The following is a 20358-nucleotide window of genomic DNA, read 5'->3' as shown; positions in this document are numbered from 1 at the left end:
ATGCAGGACATCGCACTCGGAAACGAAGAGGTGCGCATCGGTAACAAAAGGTTAAGCCTGCATACCCTTTCAGATACGGACGACCTGCCCGGAACGGTATCGGCAGATACCCGTTTTGAAAAGCTATCTACCGACCGTAGCGACTGCCGCCTGTCATTCGCCGCACCCGTGGGCTTGCTGTTAAGCTGTAACCACATTTACAACCAGTACATTTTTTTGGATAACAGCGAAGACAACCTGCAAAAGTTTGAGAAGTCCGCAAGGAATATGCACTCACTGGCGAGGTACAGCCGTGCCAACCAAATCAACAAAGAGTGGATAGAAAAGTACCTGAACGAAGCCCACAGCTTCGGGCTGTCCTCAATCCGTGCGCACTTCAACATTATGGCGTGGTCGGAAGACCCTGCGGAACTGAAGCAGCTAAAGAACGATTGCGGTAGTGCGTTGGCACTGATGGAGTGTAAGCCTCGGCACAACACTACGGATGTAGCCACTTTGTACTGGGCGGCAATGCCCGGCAATGCAGGCGATTTTCCGAGTGAGGAAAGTTTTTACACGTTCATAGAACCTGCCTTATGTTTCTTTACCGAAGAAACCAACTACCACAATTCGCCGTCCCCTTTCGGGATAAAAATGGCTGACAGGCTTACAGGAAAACCTATCCATTTGGATATATCGGATTTGCCGATGAAACGTGGGATAATAACGAACCGGAACAAGTTCATACTTGGTCCGTCAGGTTCGGGTAAATCGTTCTTCACAAACCATATGGTAAGGCAATACTATGAGCAAGGTGCTCACGTACTGCTGGTAGATACGGGGAACTCGTATCAGGGATTGTGTGAGCTGATTAAAGGAAAAACAAAAGGGGAAGACGGTGTATATTTTACCTACACGGAGGACAACCCGATTGCGTTCAATCCTTTCTACACCGATGATGGCGTGTTCGACATCGAGAAGCGTGAAAGTATCAAAACTTTGATACTCACGCTTTGGAAACGTGATGATGAACCGCCTACAAGGTCTGAAGAAGTAGCTCTTTCCAATGCCGTTTCCGGTTATATCGACCGTATAAAAAACGAGGGCATTTTTCCATCGTTCAATGGTTTTTACGAATATGTAAAAGGAGATTACCGCAAAGTATTGGAAGAAAAACAGGTTCGTGAAAAAGACTTTGACATTGCCAATTTTCTCAACGTTTTGGAACCTTATTACAAAGGTGGCGAGTATGACTATCTGCTGAACTCGGACAAGCAGTTAGACCTGTTATCCAAACGCTTTATTGTGTTTGAAATTGATGCGATTAAAGACCACAAAATCCTCTTTCCCATAGTCACGATTATCATTATGGAGGTGTTCATCAACAAGATGCGAAGGCTGAAAGGTATCCGCAAGCTCATTTTGATTGAAGAAGCCTGGAAAGCAATCGCCAAAGAAGGTATGGCGGAATACATAAAGTACCTCTTTAAAACGGTTAGGAAGTTTTTCGGCGAAGCCATAGTCGTAACGCAGGAGGTCGATGATATAATCCAATCGCCTATCGTAAAGGAAAGTATCATCAACAATTCGGACTGCAAAATTCTCTTAGACCAGCGAAAGTATATGAACAAATTCGATGACATACAGGCAATGCTCGGATTAACGGACAAAGAGAAAGGACAGGTACTATCCATCAATATGAACAACGATGCCAGTCGCTTGTACAAAGAGGTTTGGATAGGTTTGGGCGGAACACACTCGGCAGTGTACGCAACAGAAGTTAGTTTGGAGGAGTATCTCGTGCGCCCATAAGGGCATATAGTGAATGTGGTTTGGCAACCACTGGGCAAGTGTTTATAACGCCCATCAACAGCCGACTTATCCGAACGGGAAACCCGACGGGGAGTGTAGCATGTCGGAAAAGCCATAAGTCAACTAATTGTCGTGTTGCGACTGAATGGCGAGTTGAAAAGTTAGATATAAGGATGAAGTCTTGATTGATTGAACGACAGTCCGAACGGTCAGTTCTTAGGCAGTGACGGAAGACAGTTACCAACGTCACTTTGTGGTAATATCCTAATGACAGGTAGTAGTGATAGCATAAACAGACCACAACGTAACTGCAATAAGCAGAAAAGGGCGAACATCGCATCCGACAATCTAACGTGCCAATAGTTGCTATATGTCTAAATGGGGATTGCCTAAGTCGGAATGCCACAGGCGTGGCTATGGAAAAAGCTCCTGAATATCCGATACGGCAACGGAGTCTCCGTAGTAGTCCGAGCAGGGGAAAGCCCTGTACATGGCGAAGGGAGACAGTCAATTTAGTTTAATACGATTAACGGAAAATGTGAGAGACATTATGAGAAATCCAGAAAAAGTATTGAACAGTCTAATAAGGCACAGCGGAAACACGGACTATAAGTTCGAAAGGCTGTACAAGGTTCTGTTCAATGAAGAGATGTACTTTATCGCCTATCAGAAAATCTACAGTAAAGTAGGCAATATGACGGCAGGAGTTGATGGAAAGACCATCGACGGAATGAGTATATCCCGCATTGAAAGGCTGATTGCATCGTTGCGAAACGAGACCTATCAGCCAAACCCATCCAAGAGGACATACATTCCGAAAAAGAACGGGAAGAAACGTCCGCTAGGTATACCATCTTTTGATGACAAATTAGTGCAGGAGGTTATCAGAATGATATTGGAAGCAATTTATGAGGGTAGCTTTGAGCATACTTCACATGGGTTCCGACCCAATAGAAGCTGTCACACAGCCCTATTAAGCGTCCAACAGTCATTCACTGCTGTACGGTGGTTCATCGAGGGCGATATAAAAGGCTTCTTCGACAATATCAATCACGAAATATTGATTGGTATCCTAAAGGAGCGTATCGCTGACGACAGGTTCATTCGGTTGATACGAAAGTTCCTCAATGCAGGGTATATTGAAGATTGGGTGTACCACAAAACATACAGTGGCACACCGCAAGGTGGGATTGTAAGCCCCATCCTTGCCAACATTTACCTTGATAAACTCGATAAATATGTCAAGGATTATATCAAGGACTTCGATAAGGGTAAAAGAACTACGGCAACACGCCAGTACAGGCTACACGAACAGAGACGATACCGCTTGGCCAAGAAACTCAAATGTGAGACAGACGAAACTGTCAGAGAGCAGATGATTAAGTACATCAAAGAGTCGAGACAGGAAAGAAACAAATATCCAGCTTATGACAAGATGGATGGCAGTTTCAGAAAGTTAAAATACGTTAGGTATGCGGACGATTTTCTTATCGGGGTCATAGGTAGCAAAGAAGACTGCAAAAAGATAAAGGAAGACATCAAGGTTTACCTTGATGAAAAACTGAAACTTGAACTGTCTGATGAAAAAACCTTGGTGACTAATGCTAAGAAACCAGCCAAATTCTTAGGCTTTGATGTCTCCGTGCGAAACTCCGATGAATCCAAGAGAGATAAGCACGGTAGATCCGTAAGATGTTTCGGAGATAAGATTGTACTCCGTGTCACAGCAGACGTGATGAAGAAAAAGCTACTGAGATATAATGCCATGAAACAGGTAAATGAAAAAGGCACAGAAGTTTGGAAACCACGCTCACGCTATTACATGAAAGACTTGGATGACTTAGAAATCATCAGTCAGTACAACGCTGAAATACGGGGCTTTTACAATTATTACTCAATTGCCAACAACAGCTCGTTTGTCCAGTCATTTTCTTACATCTTGGAGTACAGTATGTACAAAACGTATGCACTGAAATACCAAACTTCAATCAGTCAGGAAAAGACTAAAAGATGTATCAACGGAGTGTTTTCCATTCCCTACAAAAACAGGAAAGGAGATATAATGTACAGACGCTTTTACAAAGAGGGTTTCAAACGCCAAAAAGCTGCCCGTGGTGCTTACGTGGATAGTTTACCCGTCACGGTTACCATTACAGGAGGAAGAAACAGCCTTATAACAAGGTTGCAAAACCAGAAATGCGAATTATGCGGTGCCAACGAGAAATTGGAAATGCACCATATACGCAAATTGAAAGACCTGAAAGGTAAGCAAGACTGGGAAAAACGAATGAGTGCAAGGAGAAGAAAAACCTTGGCAGTATGCTCAAAATGCCACGATAAGATACACGCAGGCAAGTTAGACTGAATAAATTGATGGAGAGCCGTATACCTGGAGACAGGTACGTACGGTTCGGGGGAGAGTTCTTGGAAACCTACCATAGTCAATATGGCAAGGCGCCGGGTCCTTATCCTACGCATACACAACGGAAGAAACCGAAAAGATGGAAGTGATGCAACTCGCTTCCGAACTGGACGGTAACGTGGAACTCGCCATCAAGCATATCGCAATGCAACGGCGTGACAATGTAAATCAATAGTAATTAACAATCAAAAATTTCAAGACAATGAAAAAGTTTCTTTTTATGGTGTGTACGGCACTAATGTTTGCCGCAGCACCGTCCGCAAAAGCGCAATGGGTTGTAACCGACCCTGCAAATTTGGCTTCAGGTATTCTCAACTCTGCAAACGAAATCGTACAGACCTCTTCAACAGTGTCCAATGTGATTAAAAATTTCAAAGAGGTAGAGAAAGTGTACAAACAGGGTAAGGAATATTACGACAAGCTACAAGCTGTAAACAACCTTGTGAAAGATGCCCGTAAGGTACAGCAAACAGTGCTATTGGTAGGCGATGTGTCCGAAATGTATGTTACCAATTTCGGTAAGATGATGAACGACCCGAATTTCAAACCAAACGAATTGGTCGCCATCGGCAATGGTTATGCAGCATTGCTTAACGAAAGTACCGAACTGCTGAAAGAACTCAAACAGATTATAACCTCATCAAGCCTTTCGCTGAATGACAAAGAGCGTATGGAGATTATTGACCGTGTGTACAAAGAAGTTAAGGACTACCACAGCCTTGTTCGCTACTACACCAACAAAAATATATCTGTCAGCTACCTGAGAGCGAAAAAGAAAAATGATGCCCAAAGAGTGCTTAACCTCTATGGAACTGCTAACCAAAAATACTGGTAAAAATGGAATGGGATAATCTTCACGAACTCCTGCGTTCGCTTTACGACGATATGATGCCGCTTGCAGGCGATATGGCGGCAGTAGCTAAAGGACTTGCCGGATTGGGAGCATTGTTCTATGTGGCATTAAAGGTTTGGCAGGCTTTAAGCCGTGCCGAACCTATTGATATGTTTCCACTTTTGCGTCCGTTTGCATTGGGGCTTTGCATTATGTTCTTCCCAACTATGGTGTTGGGAACAATCAATGCGGTATTAAGCCCGGTGGTTACAGGAACACACGCCATACTCGAAGACCAGGTACTTGATTTGAACAAACTCCAACAGCAGAAAGACCAATTGGAATACGAGGCAATGGTCAGAAATCCTGAAACCGCCTTTATGGTATCGGACGAAGAGTTTGATAAAAAACTGGACGAGCTGGGGTGGTCGCCATCAGATATTGGTACAATGGCGGGAATGTATATGGACAGGACAGCCTATCAGTTAGAAAAAGTTATAAAGGACTGGTTCCGCAATCTTTTGGAAATACTTTTTCAGGCGGCTGCTTTGGTCATTGATACCATACGAACGTTTTTCCTGATTGTTTTAAGCATTCTCGGTCCAATTGCCTTTGCCATCTCCGTGTGGGATGGCTTTCAGTCCACACTCACGCAATGGCTCACGAGGTATGTGAGTGTTTACCTGTGGCTTCCTGTTTCGGATTTGTTCAGTTCGATGCTTGCAAGAATACAGTCCCTCATATTGGAAAAGGATATTGCGATGCTGTCTGACCCCACATTCGTACCCGATACCTCCAATACGGTGTATATCATCTTTATGATTATCGGTATCATCGGTTACTTCACTATTCCAACGGTAACAGGCTGGGTAATTCAGGCAGGCGGAGCAGGAAACTTTACACGTAATGTAAACCAAGCTGCAATGAAAGCCGGAAATATCGCAAGTGCCGGAGCAGGTTCTGCTGCCGGAAACATCGGAGGGCAATTGCTCAAAAAATAATGTAAAACGAATAATCATCATTTAACAATGGAATTTAAAACTTTAAGAAATATAGAAAACAGCTTCAGGCAGATACGTCTGTATGCCATAGTATTTGCGGTTCTCTGTATTGGTGTGGTAGGATTTGCCGTATGGAAATCGTACAGTTTTGCCAATGAGCAACGCCAAAAAATCTATGTGCTGGATAACGGTAAATCCTTAATGCTTGCCTTGTCGCAGGATGCGAGTATTAACCGACCTGTGGAAGCAAGGGAACACGTCAGACGTTTTCACGAACTGTTCTTTACCCTTGCTCCGGACAAGAACGCTATCGAGAGCAATATGAGCAGGGCTTTCAACCTTGCCGATAAAAGTGCTTTCGATTATTACAAAGACCTGTCGGAGAAAGGCTATTACAGCAGGATTATTTCAGGTAACGTACAGCAACGCATCGAGGTGGATAGTGTCGTGTGCAACTTCGACAATTATCCGTATGCGGTTCGTACCTACGCCAAACAGTTCATCATAAGGTCAAGTAATGTAACACGCCGTAACCTGGTTACTTCCTGCTATCTCGTAAACTCCGTTCGTTCCGACAACAATCCACAAGGCTTTAACATCGAAAAATTTGCGGTGGTGGAGAATAAGGATATTGAAGTCATCGAACGCTAAAATTTATGAATATGGAACAATCACTTGATTTAAACACGTTCGTAAAAACCCTTACGGATAAAGGATATAACGGTTATTTCCAAACGGAGAGTGCTTATGCAGGTAAGCTAAAGGACAGTATCAGCGATTTTTTGGAGGCGTGCAAGAACGGTACAGATAAACCGCTTAATGCAGACAGCTTTTCATTAAGGACTTACATCGAATGGAACGGCGAAGAAAAGCCGAAAACCGAATGTTATATGCGGGTACAGTACGAAGACGGCAATTTCGATGTGCAGAAAATGAACATTGAAAGAACAGACCGTTACGGGCAGTCAATGAAAAAATCGGAACTGACAAACCTTACAACAGGGTCAGTTCCGACCACAAAGGAAGCCCTTTCTAAAGTCCTCGACACACCTAAAGAACAGCTTGCTCCGAAAAAAAGAGGGTTTAGAATGTGATAACCTCAAATAATTAAAGTATGAAAAAATTAAGGGAAAATATGGACAGGTTTTTTGATAAGCTGGACGACCGTTGGAGAGCTTTACCATTAGCGAAGCAACACCAATATACGCTGTACTTCTTTATTGGTTATCTGCTTCTGACCGTAGGTGTTGTTGCCAAAGTATGGTACGATACAGGCAAGTCAAAAAACGATATGTCGATAGAGCATATCGAAAATCCTGTCCTCAAAAAGAATGAAAGTCCTGCAAGGTTGCAGGACACATTATCAACAATTTTAAAAAATCAGATTTATGAAAGAAAATGAGAACAAAAAGTCGGTTGTTCGGGTAACGGAAGGGAACCCGAAAGAAACCGCCGATGTACTGCAAAACGGTACGGAGAACAAAACGGAAAAGCTCAAAAAACCTTTGATTTTTGGTTTGATGGGTATTGTTTTCGTTGGCTGTATGTATTTAATTTTCAAACCGTCTGCTGACAAAAAGGAAATCGAAAACATCGGGCTAAACGATGCCGTCCCACAAGCTACCGGAGCAGGAATGCCTGCCGACAAAGGCAAGGCGTATGAGCAGGAAATGCTGGAACGCAAAGAACAGGAAAAGCGTAACGCTTTGGCAACACTTTCGGACTATTGGAATGCCGATGATAAGGAAGAACCTGCTGATGAATTTACAGAAGATGATGAAAACGAAAGCACAGGCTATGGAAACGGTGGTAGAAATTCGGGAAGAAACAATAATTCTGCATTGAACAGCTATCGAAATGCACAAAGTACATTGGGCAATTTCTATCAGGACAACAATTCGGAAACGATGGAACTCCGTAAGCAATTGGACGAACTGAAAGAAAAGTTGGCTGAAAAAGTTGTACCAAAGCCAACAACCGTAGATGACCAATTGGCATTAATGGAAAAATCCTACCAGATGGCGGCAAAGTATCTACCGACCAATACGACCACAGGCAACGCAGAACAACAACCCGTACCTGCAAACGGTACAGCTTCAGGAACTGCGGGTGCAAGCAAGAAAGAGTATTTTGTATCTTTTACTGCGGCAAGAAAAAATACCGTATCTGCCTTGTATCGTGAACCTACGGACAGCGAGTTTTTGGAAAATTGGAGCGAAACCCGAAACAGGGGTTTTTATACAGCAGGTGCTACCGAGCAAGTGGTACAGCCAAAAAACAGTATCAAAGCCTGCGTACACGATGCACAGACTGTTGTTGGCGAAACGGGTGTAAGATTGCGGTTATTAGAACCTGCAAAAACACCCAACCGTACCATCCCGCAGGGAACGATTGTAACGGCTAATGCCAAGTTTCAGGGCGGACGTTTACAGCTTAAAATTACCTCTGTTGAATTGGAGGGCAACATCATTCCGGTAGATATAACCATTTATGATTTGGACGGACAGCAAGGTCTGTATGTTCCATACTCTCCTGAAATGAATGCCCTTACCGAAATGGCAGGTAATATGAGCCAGACAGGTGGAACAAGTGTAATGCTGACACAGAATGCCGGACAACAGGTAGCTGCCGATTTAAGCCGTGGTGTGGTGCAGGGAATTTCGGGCTATTTCGCCAAGAAAGTACGCACCCCAAAAGTAACATTAAAAGCAGGACACCAGGTATTTCTTGTATCAAAACAGTAAAGTCAATTTCAAATAATTAAAAAATGAAACCAGTTCCGTGCAACGGATCTTGTTTCATTACCATAAAAATTAAATATCAAAGAAAATGAAAAATATTTTTAAAACATTTTGGGCAGTAGCCCTGACCATCGGCTCTGCCGTAACCACCTTTGCACAGGATAGTGCAACGGTAAAAACGCCTCTGGAATTGGGCAGGATTGAACCGTACCGTATGGAAGTAACGTATGATAAAACTTCGCACCTGATTTTCCCGACCGCTATCCGTTATGTGGATTTGGGTAGTGAATACCTGATTGCCGGAAAAGCGGAAGATGCAGAAAACGTATTGCGTGTAAAAGCATCGGTTAGGAATTTTGAAGCCGAAACCAACTTTTCCGTAATTACCAATGACGGACGTTTTTACTCCTTTAACGTGTATTACAGTTCTTACCCGGAAGCGTTGAGCTATGACTTGCTGACAATGCAAAAAGCGGTAGATAAAGCCAACGGAAACGATGTGCTTTTCGAGGAACTGGGAAACAATTCGCCGTCTTTGGCTGGTTTGTTATTGGAAACCATTTACAAGAAAGATAAGCGTATTGTAAAGCACATTGGGGCAAAGAGCTTCGGTATTCAGTTTATCCTGAAAGGCATTTACATACACAACGGCAAATATTATTTCCATACGGAATTGAGAAACAAAAGCAACGTACCGTTTAACATTGATTTTATCAATTTCAAAGTAGTAGATAAAAAAGTTGCCAAACGCACCGTAGTGCAGGAACGACCAATGATACCGCTTCGCACTTACAAACCTTTGGAGGACAGCATAAACGGACAATCTACCGAACAAAATGTTTTTCTCTTAGACCAGTTTACTATTGCCGATGACAAGGTTCTGCTGATTGAAATCTTTGAGAAAAACGGCGGACGACACCAAACGCTTCAGGTGGAAAATTCGGACTTAATCAAAGCCCGTGTAATCAATGATATGCACCTGAAATTTTAATAACCCTTTAAAGCAATTACAATGAATAAATATATCTATACCGTGATGCTGCTCTTTGTGGCCATCACGGTAACACAGGCACAAAGAATGCTACCCAAACAGAAAGGTTTGGAAATAAGCACAGGCATTTTGTCTGATGATAAAATCGGTAACGATTATTACATCAACCTCGGTATGACGGTAAATGGCAAAAACGGGAATTATCAGATATGGGCATTGGAATATACACACCAATATCACGATTATAAAGACCAACGCATACCACAGGAAACTTATACCGCTGAGGGCGGTTACAGTTTCTTTTTGTTGGGCGATACCCGTAAGAACATTACGCTCAACGCCGGGATAACAGGCGTTGTCGGTTACGAAAATATCAACCGTGGCGAAGAAATGTTGTTTGACGGTGCGAAGATAATGAGCGAAGATAATTTCATTTATGGTGCCGGTGGTCGGCTGACCTTTGAAACGTACCTGTCTGACCGATTTGTACTCGTCCTGCAAGGACGCACAAAAGTCTTTTGGGGTACAGATTTGCGACAGTTCCGACCGTCCGCAGGCTTGGGATTAAGGTTTAACTTTTAAAACGTAAAAAGATGATAGCAATATTTAATAAATTCAGAATAGGATTACTGCCGTTATATGTAATGCTGGCAGTCCTGACAAGTTCAGTTTCTTTGGTATCTTGCAGCAAAGATGATGACCTCGAAATACAAAACGATTTTCCTTTTGAGGTCAATGTAATGCCAGTACCAAAGGACGTTGCCAACGGACAGACTGTTGAAATACGCATTACCATACAGCGTACCGGAAATTACAGCAATACGCAATATTTCCTCCGTTATTTTCAATTTGACGGACAAGGCACATTGAGATATTACGATGAACCGCCGTATCAGCCGAATGATTTGTACCCATTACCAACGGAGCAATTCAGGTTGTACTATACTTCTACTTCTGCCGTATCACAATCCTTTGATGTGTGGATTTCTGACAGCTTTGGGAACGAAAAGCAAATAAGTTTTCAGTTTAACAGCAGTGATTAAGTAATATTTTATACATTGCGACAAACTCTGAATAATTTATTATTTCCATAAACAAAGAAAGCGGCTTATCTTAATGGTAAGCCGTTTTCGATTTTAAGCATTTGACAACAAATGGATTTATTAATAATACCTAAAAGTTTAAAAATCAACACCTATTCAGGTCTATTTTGTTTAAATTTACTTGAATTAAAATCTTGTGGCTATGAATGCGGTAACTTCTCAATTGGTGATGGGTATAATCCCGCTTGTGATAGGGATAGGGCTTATCTATTGGATAAAAAGAAGAAAATTTTACAGGCGTAATGCCGTAGGTGCTGAGGGTTTTTCGAGCTTTGAAGCATCGGTATTTATTCGCTTTATAGAGCGTGTAGGCAGATGGATTGCATACGCTTTGATAATTCTTGGCATTCTACTCATCTGGTCGTGGAGGCAGATGAAAAAGGATAAGGAAAAGAAACAGCAACAGGTAGAGGTACAAAGCACACGTTAGTTTTGGCTAAATTTGCAGCATATTAAGAACAGTGTATGAACGTAAAAGGTGCAATCATTTATTTACCCGTTGAGTTTCCGGAAAGGTCGGTAACATTCTACAAAAATCTATTCAGCAATACGCCTGATATATTTCTTGAAGACGGTTTGATTATTATCGAACTGCCTAACCTTAATCTATTCCTAATAGAAAAGAACAGGTTTGAAGCGTATTACAGCCTTAAAACAGGTCGTTCCGTACAACTTCCAAAAGATAATGTGGGGACAATTATGAGTTGTATTCTGTCGTCTGAAGAAGAAGTAGATAAAGCATTGATAAAAGTTTCAGAGTACGGTGGCAAGGTTACGCACGATGCTACTATCAATGAAACACTCGGCGTATATGCAGGATATTTTTCTGACCCCGATGGACATATATGGGAGCTTGCTTATTACCCTCCTGAATATAACAGAATTTTGAATTTCGTAAATCCCAACTAAATAAATCGGATAGCCCAAAAGGTTATCCGATTTTTTGTTTATGGCAAACGTAAAACGCCAAACACTGCCTTTCAAAGCCAAAGGGTGCAACATTCTTTAGCCCTGTAACAAGCCTTAATATCTTCGACTTCCACAGAAAAATTGAGCAAATATGGAAGTAATCGCAATAGCAAAATCCGCATTGGACGGAATGACGAATGATATAAAGGAGCTTTTGGAACTAACCGAAAGTGCTACCCAAAAATACACCCCGATTTTCAATGAAGAAAAATGGCTGGATAACCAGGAGGTATGCCTGATGATGAACATTACCAAACGGACTTTACAGACCTATAAGGACAAAGGTTTGTTGCCGTATTCTAAACTCAACCGCAAGAATTATTATAAACTCTCGGATGTACAGGCTTTGCTACAAGCCGGACAGCCGTACAATACAAATGACAATGGATTTACTGACAAATGAAACCGAAGAAATCATTGCCCATAAGGAAATGATTACGCAGTTACGAAACCGTATTGAGGAAATATTGAAAAATTACCGTCCTGTAATGAATGGAGAAATTTATCTGTCGGGCGAAGAGGTGTGCAGAATGTTACACATCAGCAAACGGACTTTACAGCAATACCGTGATGATACCATTTTACCATATATACAGATAGGTGGTAAGATAATCTATAAAGAAAGTGATATTCTGACCGTGCTGGAACAGAATTACATATCTATTCAAACTTCTTAATTACAATTAATTTCGTTCCGGGTATCTTTCCATCAAAACTACTTTTGTATATTTGTAAGTGAAAATATAGAAATACTTAAAGTGTTTTTGCTTTAGGTCTTGGTACTAAAAACTGGTAATTTTTGTAACCCCGAGGCAATAAGTAAGAACGCTCACGTCATAGGCGTGGGCGCTCGCTTATTCGGGGTTTGGGCGTACCAGTGCCTTAGTATCGGTAAGTGTGGTTGCCTGCGCCTTATTTTTTTGCAGGTTCCACCGACTAACATTAAAAAAATGGTAGTATGGAAACAATAAACACCCCCGAAAAAAACAGTCTTGCCCTTATCAATGATAAAAGCCCTGTTTTAGATTTTATCTGCAAAGACCTAATTGCTTCAGGATTTGAAATCTTATTCCGTTCGGAAAACATTACGAACGGCTTATCTCAATTATCAACATTAAAGAAACTCCCCAAAACGGCTATTATAGACCTTGACTTTTATGATGAGAATGTGCTGGAACAGCTTCAGGAATTAAAGGCTAAATACCCAACTATTAGACTAATTGCCCACAGTGATATTGATGATATAGAAACCGCAAAAATCCTTTCGGAAATAGGTGTAGAAAGTCATCTGCTTATCGGTAGCGATGCAGACGATTTTAAAAGAGCTATCGAGAAAGTTTAAATATCTGTTCTAAATAAAGCGACGTTCTTTTGCTTCTTTTCTTTGGTCGCTGTGTGAAAAGAAAAGAAGTCATACCATAAACAATAAATGGGATAATGAATATCCCACGCAAATAATGTCGCAACCTGTTTGGTAAAATGTGAAGTAAGGACGGTGCGTAGTCCTGCATTTTGGCAAAGGGGTTGCACCTTATAAGATGCAAAAAGACTGCCCGACCATCGGGAGGTGTGTCTTTTTGCCGCCCGATTTTCGGGCTTTACCCAACCTTTATCGGTTGGGTGCGGTAGTCTTTCAGATTGTGGAAAAATCCCCTGTATTCCGTCATTCCATAGCGAAATAAGTCCCAAAGTAAGGAACAACCCATTTGAGCCAATGAGCCATTGATAAACAAATCCTGTTTTTGCAATGCTTCGGCAAGTGAGCAACTTGGTGTGTCGTCCTGTTCTTCGGATTGCTTCAGCAAGTCGCCAAATTCTTCGGTAACAAATGGCAGGCTTGCCACCGTTTCGTATTTTTCGGAATTAGGCTGTTTTATCTCTCCGATAGTAGATAACAAAACTTGTCCTGTGTGTTGGCTGTTCCCAAAATCCAACCAATATTTTGGTGTATCTCTGTAACTTCTGCGGTGGCTGACTGCTTTCAGTATTTCGGCAACGCCAAAACGTGCCTGTACATTATCAACGCAAGTAATAGTAATGGTCGCCTGTGCTTCTTCGGGTATTCGCCCGAAATTATCCTTTTCAAATTTTCGGTTCTCCGCTTTCCAATTTGTACCGATACAACGGTTTACACGGTTGATTAAAGCAACGGATTTATACAATCCTGTTTCGCTTTCAAAAAAACGCTGTCTGCCTAAATTTGCAGTCGAGATAATATCATCATCCCACAATCTTACGGACAACCCTGCGTGTCCTAAAGCGGTCAAACTTTCGTTTATTTCTAACAAGGCTGTCAAAACTTTTGAGCCTGTGCCACCTGCTCCGATAAGGTTTACCGTAATGGGGTTGGTCGGGTTTAGCAGATAGTTGTCTGTAAAATGTATTTTTGTTTTATCGGTATTCATCACAATAGATTTTTAAGTGTTTTGTTGTTCTTTTTTAATGCTTCTTTCGGAAAGGGTTTGTTTGTATTAACAAGGTCTTTCCAAAGGGTTACGATGTTCTTTTTGGTCAAGTTCTCACACAATGAATGGCTGAAATAGGAATTGAAAAAATAATGCTCCCAAGCCTGTATAAATTCTTCAACCGAAGCCGAATTTTTAATATCAATACTTACCGTTCCCATACATACATTGCCTTTTTCGTAGATGTTGAAAAATGGGGTGTAATGCAAAGGTGTTTTCTCGGTGGGTCTTCTGTCGTTTGCCAAAGCAAATACAGTCAGACTGCTTTTGCTCGCCAACCAAAGCATTGCGGGTACTTGTGCCATTCCGTTGGGAATGCCCAGACTGTCCACAAAATACAGTTGTCTTTGCTGTGTTTTGGTGTACCATAGTACAGTGCCTTTATCAAGGCTCGGATTGATGTGCAGAACATTGGTAGGCAAAATTCCTTTTGACTTTAAAAAGGCGGTGTTCTTTTCTTCATCGGTCTGTAAACACTTTGCCAAAACATTGGCTTCTTTTACGGTCAATGGGTGGGCATTGATAGGGTTTCCGTCCTTATCCATATCGAAATGCTCTACATAGGTTTCTTTCTCCGTGCTGTTGGTTTCGTAAAAAACCAATGCTGATTTAGGAAAATAAAGCGTTCCGAAATTTGCTGTTATGTCGGTTGCATTGTTCATTATTCTGTGGTTTTATAGTTATTCAATAGGTATGAAAGGTCGTCCAATAGTTCAAACAGTCGGTTCTCAAAATCAAGGTTTCCAACCGATATTTTACTTCCGTCAAAGACTTTGTTAATGGTCGGTTCTTCCATTACTCCGTACTCGTTAAACTCGTTGTTGATGCTTTCTGTAAGGCTTTCATAAAGCCAACCTTTGGTATCGGAAATAAAGGAGATATACTTTTCCATTCCGATAACTTCGTTTTCGCAATCATCGTTATAGGGGTCTTGTTCGGGCATTGGTGCGTTTCGGAAAATACTTGCTGTCGGGTATTCCGTATAAAGGGCAAAGGCATTACAAGCCACGTTCCAACATTCTTTATCAAATGTATCACGGCTTTTAAAACGGCTTAAACGCTGTTCAAATACCGTTAGATTTATACGGTTGTATAACTTCTGCTCAATCCTATCGCCCACGGTTTCCGCTTTTCTCAACTCACTTTTATAGCTTTCGGTATCTTCTGTTTCATCGTCCTGTTCTACCCAATCTTTGTGGGTTTCATACAGCCAATACAAATAGCTGTCTTGCTGTCTGTAATACGGTATTTGGGTAATATGGTACAGATAACTGCAAACCGAAGTCAGTAAATGTGCGGTGTGCTTCCGCTGTTTGTCGTGCAACATTTCAAAGAGTGGAACAATGGGAATGTAAAACAACGTTGTACCTGTGTCGTATCTTTCCTCGCTTGCTAAAAAGGTTTTCTTACTGTCCTGTACCAATTTAAAACCGTCCCAATTTCTATTGCTTCGTTTCATTTGGGTATCCATATCCCACATAGCCAATACCATATTGTATGGATAGCCGTAATCCTGTCGGGTTGGCATTGGCTCAATGCTGTAATGCTTGGCAAGTTTGGAAAGGGACTGATAAAAATCCCTTTCCGATTTCTTACAAGCCTGTACAGATTGTGCGGTTTTCAGTTTAGGCAGAAACGTACATTTTAAAAAACCATTGGTAGCATTGCTATCGGTACGGATTTCCGTTTGTCTTTCTGTACTTGGTCTGCGTCTTTTGGTCTTTGCATCCATTGTGCGAACTCGCCCAACTGTCGGTGCAACTTCTGTTGCCTTTGCTGTTCGGGTATATGGATTGTTCCCGATATTTTGTTGCGTTGCATAGTTCATTGCTTTACGGTTTTAAATTATCCTTTTGTTCCCATTACGCTTTCAAATCTGTACTCGACTGCATCATCCTTAATCTTCGGTGCTGATACCTTTGCAGTTGTCAAAATTGGGTACATATTGGCATAAAAATTCATTACTGCTTCCACGCTCCAACGTGTTTCGGGGTCGGTCAATGTGATGTCCTGTCCTTTATCTTTGAGTATAAAAACTCTCGGTAATACTGTTGCTAATAACATAAATTCGATTTTAAGGGTTAATACTGTTCTTCGTTCTCGTCTGCTTCATCAATGGGATAATCGGCAGTAGCTTCTTCCGTTTGTGGTGGCTCTGCTGTTGGTTCTTCCATTGCTCCGAAAAGGCTCGGTGTTCCGAACTTGTCGGATAAGGTGGATTTGCGTTTGCGTATATCGTCCGCTTTTTCGGGAAACTCGGTAATGTCAGGTACTTTCATCCACGCTTCACGGAATTTGCCCTCTTTCTCCAACTCGTCCACCTTTGCCATACCGTCTTTGTATTTCTTGTCTTTGGCTTCTTTTTCCTTTTTGGCTTTCTCGGCTTTCTGCTTCTCCATTTCGGATTGCATTTTGACTGCTTCCATTTGCTTCATAAAGGCTTCCATATCCACCATTAAGCCCGAAACAGTTTGTATAGGTGCGGTTATCTGCTGAAAAAATCCCTCGTCAAACTCTTCGGGCGTGGCGTTAAATGTCAATGGGGGAATGAGGTTTTTGGCACTATCTCCGCATTGCTCATTGTTGAGAATAACCGATACAATTAGGTTATTTTCTACTCCCTTAGAAATGTTCAGTTGCAATACTCCTGTAAAATCCAACTGCTGTATCTGATTGAAAAAATTTGTGTTCATTGTTCTAAATTTTAATTGTTGTTACTTGTTCTTTAATTGCTTTCAGTTTCTCGTACATATCCGTCCAATAGGCTTTTTTCCGTTTGTCGAACTCTGAAAAACTTTTGTCCTTGTGCCTGTATTCCTTGTAATCTGCTGTTATTTTAATGGCTTCGTCAAGGTCTGTTACTTCAATTAGGCAACCGTTTAAATCTGTTATGTACATTGCTATCCTGTTAATTTTTGATTTCTGCGATTTGCTCAATCTTGCCGTAAACAATGGTTTTAAGGCTTGTTTTGTCGGGAGCATTGTATTCGTGCCAACTGTCGTACTGCTTTACCAAATAAGTTTTCAGCACATCTTCAAACCCAAAACGATAGCCTTGCAAGGGAACGGCTTTTTTGAAAAAGGCATTTCGGTTTACGGCTTCCGCAAGCCAATTTTTCTCGGCTCGGTTCATCTTCTCTCCTTTGTTCAGTTTTTCCCTTAGCAGGTACACTTTAGCGTATTGCAGGGATTGTAATTCGGGTACATCGTGACGTACAAACTTTGTAGCTATTGTTTCAGTTTTCATTGTACTTGGTTTAAAGGTTGATGATTTTCAATTTTCCGTTCCAATAGAGTTTCCAATATGTCGCAATCACTTTCGTGAGGTTCGCCCTCAAAGTGGTAGGTATCGGTTTCTTCGTCAAAGTGAAACTTTTCAAAGTCCTCGTACTCCAAATAAATATTCGTGAGTAGCTTGTCAGAATAGGTTGCCCTGCCATATACAAGGTTGCTCACTTCTTCATAGTCCTGTGAGAAACTCACATTATACTGTTCTGCTATCTTTTTCAGCACTTCAGTATTTGGCGACCATTTTGTTTCGTATTGAAATATCCCTGTATCGCCCTCGTTACAATAGATGTCGAAAAAATAACCGCCATTGCTATCCTCTACGAAGTCGGGCAATTGTCCGCATTCTTCTTTTTCCTGTTTTTCAGCCATTGCTTTGAATAGCTGTTGTATCTGTTCGATTGCTTCGGGTGTTCCCTCGAAATAAACCGTATTGTTGCACCAATTAACCATAATCAAATGTTTTATTGTTAGTGTTAATTTTCTGCGGTGTAAACCCCATTTACATAGTAGCCGTGCGACTTTTCCCAAAGGCGTATTAAACCGTCTGTATCTATATAGAAATGCTCTGTACGATTGCAGTAAATAATAAATACGCTTTCGTCTTTATGCTTCTTTTCAAGGCTCTTGGCTCTCGCCAGACTTTTAGCTTCCTCGATTGTTGTTGCTTTCATATCCTGCTGTTTTGTATCGTTTAAAATTTCTACTATATCCACAATGGCACATTCGGGGCAACCCTCTGAGGTTGTTATCTGCTGTATAGCTCCCTGTTTTCCGCTTAGTGATACTACTCTGAGCGTTGTTGTGCCTGTGTCGTGCTTCAGCGTTGCTTTATATATTCCTATTGTCATTGCTTGGGTTTTATAGTAGGCTACCACCGATTAAGGCGGTAGCCTGTGGTTATTTAATTAAGGTTTAGGATTTCCGCACCGTCCGAAGCAAAGGCGGTACACAACTCAAATGCTTTCTGTGATTTGAGTTGAGCCGTTCCACCTAATACAATGGATTGTAGTTTGGCTTCGTTGTCTTTGTAACTGCGTACATTTTGGAAATAGCCTGTAACAGCGTTGTACGCTCCGAACAATGTACCTTTTGTGGTGTCCATTTGTTGGGTGTCGCTTGTCATTGCGTATGCAAATGCGTTCTCAACGGTGTTTTTGAACATTGTGGACATTTCATCTTCCGCACCTTTTTTGATAAGGTCAAGCGTTTCTTTGTTCGGGCAAAGTGCCAACTGTATCAGTTTTCTAACCTCTTTGTCTGTTGCTCTTACCTTTGTCCAATCGTTGAAAATGCCCTGTAATTGGTCGCTCAATGTGTTTGCCAATCCCATAATCTTGTGGGCGTTCTCGATACGTTGTTTTGCTCCCGAAGTGTGCTTAATACGGACAACGTTGGTCATATTACGCAATGAAGCGTTTAAGGTATTTTGGCAAACGATACGGATAGGCGTAAACGCTGCGGTAATACTTCCGCTACCATCGTGCGAAGTGGTAAGGAAAATGTATTTCTCCGTTACATCATCGCCATTGCCTACACGGATATAGTCAGGCAGTTTGGCTGTGATAAAAATGCGTTCTCCGTTGCCCAATGCTCCTGCGGTTTCATAGAGAATGCCCTCGCCACCGCCTACGATAGCATCAAAGAAATTAAAGGCTTCACGGTTTTGTACGATATGGTAATCTTTACCCACTACGCCCAATACTGCATTGTTATCGGTGCGTATGTTGGCGAAATAGTTAGGTACTTCCAATTCGCTACTGCCTATCTCTATGCCTTTGGCAGTTTCGATAATGCCCGAACCTTTGGTAAATAGTGGGGATTTCACTACCTCGTAATCTAACCCTGCGTGTTTGATTGCTTCCTCGCTTGTTGGGTATTGCTCCACGATTTGCCCCAAACCGTGCCACGCTTTTTGCTCTACTGAAAAGAAACTGTACTTTCCTGTTTTCTCGTTGAAATTGATGTTATGTGCCATTTTGATAAAATTTTGATGTTAAAAAATGATTGAATTGTTGTTTTAGAATGGTAGGTCGTCCTCTGTTCCCTGTGCTGTAAATCCGTTGCTTTCTGATTGTGCAGTAGCTTGTACGGTTTCGGCTCTGTTGCCACCTCCGTGCAATTTGATTTGTGAGGTGTGGAAATTCAGACCTGCTCTTGCTTCGCCCTCTTTGTTTACCCACGCTCTTGTGCTTACACGTCCTGTGAGTTCTACCAAAGTGCCTTTTGTCAGTAGCCTTGCCACGTTTGCGGTTATCCAATAGGCACAATCGAAGTAGGTTGTTTGCTCTACTCGTTCGCCCTGCTTGTTCTTGTAGCTGTCGTTTACCGCTACTGAAAAGTTTACTACCTGTTTTTCGTTCGACAATGTGCGTACTTCCGCATTTCTTGTCAGTCTGCCTGTGATGTTCATCTTCTTTGATTTTTAGTTATTGATTTCGATTTGTTTTTTTTTTGATTTATTCGGCAATGAGAGGAGGTGCTGTTTCGTTTCATTACCATTTTCAATGCTTTTAATCTTCGTATCTGACATTTTTTTTTATTCGTGTAAAGAGCCGGAGTATGCTATGTTTCGTTTCACGAGCATAAAAGGTTCGTGTTTAGCCGACACAAGGTTTTGGAAAACAAATACTACCCAACGGGTGGAGATTTTTTTCCAAACTTGCGTGACCTTTTGGTGGCGTTAAGAACACGGAAATACCTTTGCTCTTGAAATGAGACAAAAAAGCATACGGCACTTTGGATAAAAACTATT

The 20358-nt window shown here is 41.7% G+C and carries 28 protein-coding genes; 17 read left to right on the top strand and 11 right to left on the bottom strand.

What is annotated here, in order from left to right; translation table 11 throughout:
* The 17 genes from SOP96_RS03525 to SOP96_RS03445 all read left to right on the top strand — a co-directional run.
* Positions 1 to 1791 (top strand): TraG family conjugative transposon ATPase (locus SOP96_RS03525; protein ID WP_326319812.1); only part of this gene is annotated, 1791 nt, incomplete at its 5' end.
* A 490-nt stretch (positions 1792 to 2281) separates the two neighbouring features.
* Positions 2282 to 4156: a reverse transcriptase domain-containing protein gene (locus tag SOP96_RS03520; protein WP_459349242.1), complete on the top strand. Its 1875-nt coding sequence runs from the start codon at positions 2282 to 2284 to the stop codon at positions 4154 to 4156.
* An 8-nt stretch (positions 4157 to 4164) separates the two neighbouring features.
* On the top strand, positions 4165 to 4302 hold the full coding sequence (locus SOP96_RS03515) for a hypothetical protein (protein ID WP_326319810.1): 138 nt from the start codon (positions 4165 to 4167) through the stop codon (positions 4300 to 4302).
* 113 nt (positions 4303 to 4415) lie between these two features.
* A complete protein-coding gene (locus SOP96_RS03510; RefSeq protein ID WP_312768695.1) occupies positions 4416 to 5048 on the top strand; it encodes a DUF4141 domain-containing protein in 633 nt (210 codons plus the stop codon).
* Positions 5049 to 5050: 2 nt separating this feature from the next.
* Positions 5051 to 6046 (top strand): conjugative transposon protein TraJ, encoded by a 996-nt coding sequence (gene traJ, locus SOP96_RS03505; RefSeq protein ID WP_312768694.1) that lies wholly within the window; start codon positions 5051 to 5053, stop codon positions 6044 to 6046.
* A gap of 27 nt (positions 6047 to 6073) precedes the next feature.
* Positions 6074 to 6697 (top strand): conjugative transposon protein TraK, encoded by a 624-nt coding sequence (gene traK / locus SOP96_RS03500; protein WP_312768692.1) that lies wholly within the window; start codon positions 6074 to 6076, stop codon positions 6695 to 6697.
* Between the two features lie 11 nt (positions 6698 to 6708).
* Positions 6709 to 7140, top strand: a complete 432-nt coding sequence (locus SOP96_RS03495; protein ID WP_312768691.1) for a hypothetical protein — start codon at positions 6709 to 6711, stop codon at positions 7138 to 7140.
* 20 nt (positions 7141 to 7160) lie between these two features.
* Positions 7161 to 7448, top strand: coding sequence for a nitrogen regulatory IIA protein (locus SOP96_RS03490; RefSeq protein WP_312768690.1), 288 nt, complete (start codon positions 7161 to 7163; stop codon positions 7446 to 7448).
* The gene (gene traM / locus SOP96_RS03485; RefSeq protein WP_312768688.1) at positions 7435 to 8790 is read left to right on the top strand and encodes a conjugative transposon protein TraM; all 1356 of its coding nucleotides are present in this window, start codon (positions 7435 to 7437) and stop codon (positions 8788 to 8790) included. The genes SOP96_RS03490 and traM overlap by 14 nt, the downstream gene beginning before the upstream one ends.
* A gap of 85 nt (positions 8791 to 8875) precedes the next feature.
* A complete protein-coding gene (traN, locus tag SOP96_RS03480) occupies positions 8876 to 9778 on the top strand; it encodes a conjugative transposon protein TraN (protein ID WP_312768687.1) in 903 nt (300 codons plus the stop codon).
* Between the two features lie 21 nt (positions 9779 to 9799).
* Positions 9800 to 10360, top strand: a complete 561-nt coding sequence (locus tag SOP96_RS03475) for a conjugal transfer protein TraO (protein ID WP_312768685.1) — start codon at positions 9800 to 9802, stop codon at positions 10358 to 10360.
* A gap of 11 nt (positions 10361 to 10371) precedes the next feature.
* Positions 10372 to 10821 carry a DUF3872 domain-containing protein gene (locus tag SOP96_RS03470; RefSeq protein ID WP_312768683.1) on the top strand — a complete coding sequence of 150 codons (450 nt, stop codon included), beginning with the start codon at positions 10372 to 10374 and terminating at the stop codon, positions 10819 to 10821.
* A gap of 247 nt (positions 10822 to 11068) precedes the next feature.
* Positions 11069 to 11311, top strand: a complete 243-nt coding sequence (locus tag SOP96_RS03465) for a molybdenum ABC transporter permease (RefSeq protein ID WP_459349241.1) — start codon at positions 11069 to 11071, stop codon at positions 11309 to 11311.
* 35 nt (positions 11312 to 11346) lie between these two features.
* On the top strand, positions 11347 to 11790 hold the full coding sequence (locus SOP96_RS03460; RefSeq protein ID WP_312768681.1) for a VOC family protein: 444 nt from the start codon (positions 11347 to 11349) through the stop codon (positions 11788 to 11790).
* A 151-nt stretch (positions 11791 to 11941) separates the two neighbouring features.
* Positions 11942 to 12253, top strand: coding sequence for a helix-turn-helix domain-containing protein (locus SOP96_RS03455; RefSeq protein ID WP_312768680.1), 312 nt, complete (start codon positions 11942 to 11944; stop codon positions 12251 to 12253).
* Entirely contained in the window at positions 12234 to 12527 is a 294-nt protein-coding gene (locus SOP96_RS03450) for a helix-turn-helix domain-containing protein (RefSeq protein WP_312768679.1), read from the top strand. Before SOP96_RS03455 ends, SOP96_RS03450 begins: the two co-directional genes overlap by 20 nt.
* Positions 12528 to 12808: 281 nt before the next feature.
* Positions 12809 to 13192 (top strand): DNA-binding transcriptional response regulator, encoded by a 384-nt coding sequence (locus tag SOP96_RS03445; RefSeq protein WP_312768678.1) that lies wholly within the window; start codon positions 12809 to 12811, stop codon positions 13190 to 13192.
* A 256-nt stretch (positions 13193 to 13448) separates the two neighbouring features.
* Here SOP96_RS03445 and SOP96_RS03440 read toward each other — a convergent pair whose 3' ends face one another.
* From SOP96_RS03440 to SOP96_RS03390, 11 genes are read right to left on the bottom strand one after another with little or no spacing between them, the layout of a single operon-like run.
* Positions 13449 to 14255 carry a PRTRC system ThiF family protein gene (locus SOP96_RS03440; RefSeq protein ID WP_312768677.1) on the bottom strand — a complete coding sequence of 269 codons (807 nt, stop codon included), beginning with the start codon at positions 14253 to 14255 and terminating at the stop codon, positions 13449 to 13451.
* Complete coding sequence (locus SOP96_RS03435; RefSeq protein ID WP_312768675.1) at positions 14255 to 14977, bottom strand: PRTRC system protein B; 723 nt, start codon at positions 14975 to 14977, stop codon at positions 14255 to 14257. Before SOP96_RS03435 ends, SOP96_RS03440 begins: the two co-directional genes overlap by 1 nt.
* The gene (locus SOP96_RS03430) at positions 14977 to 16143 is read right to left on the bottom strand and encodes a hypothetical protein (protein ID WP_326319809.1); all 1167 of its coding nucleotides are present in this window, start codon (positions 16141 to 16143) and stop codon (positions 14977 to 14979) included. Before SOP96_RS03430 ends, SOP96_RS03435 begins: the two co-directional genes overlap by 1 nt.
* A gap of 17 nt (positions 16144 to 16160) precedes the next feature.
* A complete protein-coding gene (locus SOP96_RS03425) occupies positions 16161 to 16379 on the bottom strand; it encodes a PRTRC system protein C (RefSeq protein WP_062696096.1) in 219 nt (72 codons plus the stop codon).
* 17 nt (positions 16380 to 16396) lie between these two features.
* Complete coding sequence (locus SOP96_RS03420; RefSeq protein ID WP_326319808.1) at positions 16397 to 17008, bottom strand: PRTRC system protein E; 612 nt, start codon at positions 17006 to 17008, stop codon at positions 16397 to 16399.
* A gap of 4 nt (positions 17009 to 17012) precedes the next feature.
* Positions 17013 to 17213 carry a hypothetical protein gene (locus SOP96_RS03415; RefSeq protein WP_326319807.1) on the bottom strand — a complete coding sequence of 67 codons (201 nt, stop codon included), beginning with the start codon at positions 17211 to 17213 and terminating at the stop codon, positions 17013 to 17015.
* Positions 17214 to 17223: 10 nt separating this feature from the next.
* Entirely contained in the window at positions 17224 to 17562 is a 339-nt protein-coding gene (locus SOP96_RS03410; RefSeq protein WP_312768673.1) for a molybdenum ABC transporter ATP-binding protein, read from the bottom strand.
* Positions 17559 to 18056: a DUF1281 family ferredoxin-like fold protein gene (locus tag SOP96_RS03405; protein WP_312768671.1), complete on the bottom strand. Its 498-nt coding sequence runs from the start codon at positions 18054 to 18056 to the stop codon at positions 17559 to 17561. Before SOP96_RS03405 ends, SOP96_RS03410 begins: the two co-directional genes overlap by 4 nt.
* 23 nt (positions 18057 to 18079) lie before the next feature.
* Entirely contained in the window at positions 18080 to 18454 is a 375-nt protein-coding gene (locus SOP96_RS03400) for a hypothetical protein (protein WP_312768669.1), read from the bottom strand.
* Between the two features lie 53 nt (positions 18455 to 18507).
* Positions 18508 to 19581 carry a DUF932 domain-containing protein gene (locus SOP96_RS03395; RefSeq protein WP_312768666.1) on the bottom strand — a complete coding sequence of 358 codons (1074 nt, stop codon included), beginning with the start codon at positions 19579 to 19581 and terminating at the stop codon, positions 18508 to 18510.
* A gap of 42 nt (positions 19582 to 19623) precedes the next feature.
* The gene (locus SOP96_RS03390) at positions 19624 to 20016 is read right to left on the bottom strand and encodes a single-stranded DNA-binding protein (RefSeq protein ID WP_312768664.1); all 393 of its coding nucleotides are present in this window, start codon (positions 20014 to 20016) and stop codon (positions 19624 to 19626) included.
* Positions 20017 to 20358: the final 342 nt, after the last annotated feature.

This window comes from Chryseobacterium salviniae, from assembly GCF_035819015.1.
GTDB lineage: Bacteria > Bacteroidota > Bacteroidia > Flavobacteriales > Weeksellaceae > Chryseobacterium > Chryseobacterium salviniae.
The sequence above is the reverse complement of the archived record's forward strand: the minus strand, read 5'-3'. Positions and strand labels throughout refer to the sequence as shown.

Bases quoted from the DNA above. Each gene is read 5' to 3' on its own strand.
- traK (WP_312768692.1), top strand. From the start codon at position 6,074: ATGGAATTTAAAACTTTAAGAAATATAGAAAACAGCTTCAGGCAGATA.
- traN (WP_312768687.1), top strand. From the start codon at position 8,876: ATGAAAAATATTTTTAAAACATTTTGGGCAGTAGCCCTGACCATCGGC.
- SOP96_RS03455 (WP_312768680.1), top strand. From the start codon at position 11,942: ATGGAAGTAATCGCAATAGCAAAATCCGCATTGGACGGAATGACGAAT.
- SOP96_RS03410 (WP_312768673.1), bottom strand. From the start codon at position 17,562: ATGAAAACTGAAACAATAGCTACAAAGTTTGTACGTCACGATGTACCC.
- SOP96_RS03515 (WP_326319810.1), top strand. From the start codon at position 4,165: ATGGAGAGCCGTATACCTGGAGACAGGTACGTACGGTTCGGGGGAGAG.
- SOP96_RS03495 (WP_312768691.1), top strand. From the start codon at position 6,709: ATGGAACAATCACTTGATTTAAACACGTTCGTAAAAACCCTTACGGAT.
- SOP96_RS03420 (WP_326319808.1), bottom strand. From the start codon at position 17,008: ATGAACACAAATTTTTTCAATCAGATACAGCAGTTGGATTTTACAGGA.
- SOP96_RS03510 (WP_312768695.1), top strand. From the start codon at position 4,416: ATGAAAAAGTTTCTTTTTATGGTGTGTACGGCACTAATGTTTGCCGCA.
- SOP96_RS03490 (WP_312768690.1), top strand. From the start codon at position 7,161: ATGAAAAAATTAAGGGAAAATATGGACAGGTTTTTTGATAAGCTGGAC.
- SOP96_RS03405 (WP_312768671.1), bottom strand. From the start codon at position 18,056: ATGGTTAATTGGTGCAACAATACGGTTTATTTCGAGGGAACACCCGAA.
- SOP96_RS03400 (WP_312768669.1), bottom strand. From the start codon at position 18,454: ATGACAATAGGAATATATAAAGCAACGCTGAAGCACGACACAGGCACA.
- SOP96_RS03470 (WP_312768683.1), top strand. From the start codon at position 10,372: ATGATAGCAATATTTAATAAATTCAGAATAGGATTACTGCCGTTATAT.
- SOP96_RS03440 (WP_312768677.1), bottom strand. From the start codon at position 14,255: ATGAATACCGATAAAACAAAAATACATTTTACAGACAACTATCTGCTA.
- SOP96_RS03435 (WP_312768675.1), bottom strand. From the start codon at position 14,977: ATGAACAATGCAACCGACATAACAGCAAATTTCGGAACGCTTTATTTT.
- SOP96_RS03395 (WP_312768666.1), bottom strand. From the start codon at position 19,581: ATGGCACATAACATCAATTTCAACGAGAAAACAGGAAAGTACAGTTTC.
- SOP96_RS03445 (WP_312768678.1), top strand. From the start codon at position 12,809: ATGGAAACAATAAACACCCCCGAAAAAAACAGTCTTGCCCTTATCAAT.
- SOP96_RS03520 (WP_459349242.1), top strand. From the start codon at position 2,282: ATGGCGAAGGGAGACAGTCAATTTAGTTTAATACGATTAACGGAAAAT.
- SOP96_RS03475 (WP_312768685.1), top strand. From the start codon at position 9,800: ATGAATAAATATATCTATACCGTGATGCTGCTCTTTGTGGCCATCACG.
- SOP96_RS03425 (WP_062696096.1), bottom strand. From the start codon at position 16,379: ATGTTATTAGCAACAGTATTACCGAGAGTTTTTATACTCAAAGATAAA.
- SOP96_RS03460 (WP_312768681.1), top strand. From the start codon at position 11,347: ATGAACGTAAAAGGTGCAATCATTTATTTACCCGTTGAGTTTCCGGAA.
- SOP96_RS03450 (WP_312768679.1), top strand. From the start codon at position 12,234: ATGGATTTACTGACAAATGAAACCGAAGAAATCATTGCCCATAAGGAA.
- traJ (WP_312768694.1), top strand. From the start codon at position 5,051: ATGGAATGGGATAATCTTCACGAACTCCTGCGTTCGCTTTACGACGAT.
- SOP96_RS03415 (WP_326319807.1), bottom strand. From the start codon at position 17,213: ATGTACATAACAGATTTAAACGGTTGCCTAATTGAAGTAACAGACCTT.
- SOP96_RS03390 (WP_312768664.1), bottom strand. From the start codon at position 20,016: ATGAACATCACAGGCAGACTGACAAGAAATGCGGAAGTACGCACATTG.
- SOP96_RS03430 (WP_326319809.1), bottom strand. From the start codon at position 16,143: ATGAACTATGCAACGCAACAAAATATCGGGAACAATCCATATACCCGA.
- traM (WP_312768688.1), top strand. From the start codon at position 7,435: ATGAAAGAAAATGAGAACAAAAAGTCGGTTGTTCGGGTAACGGAAGGG.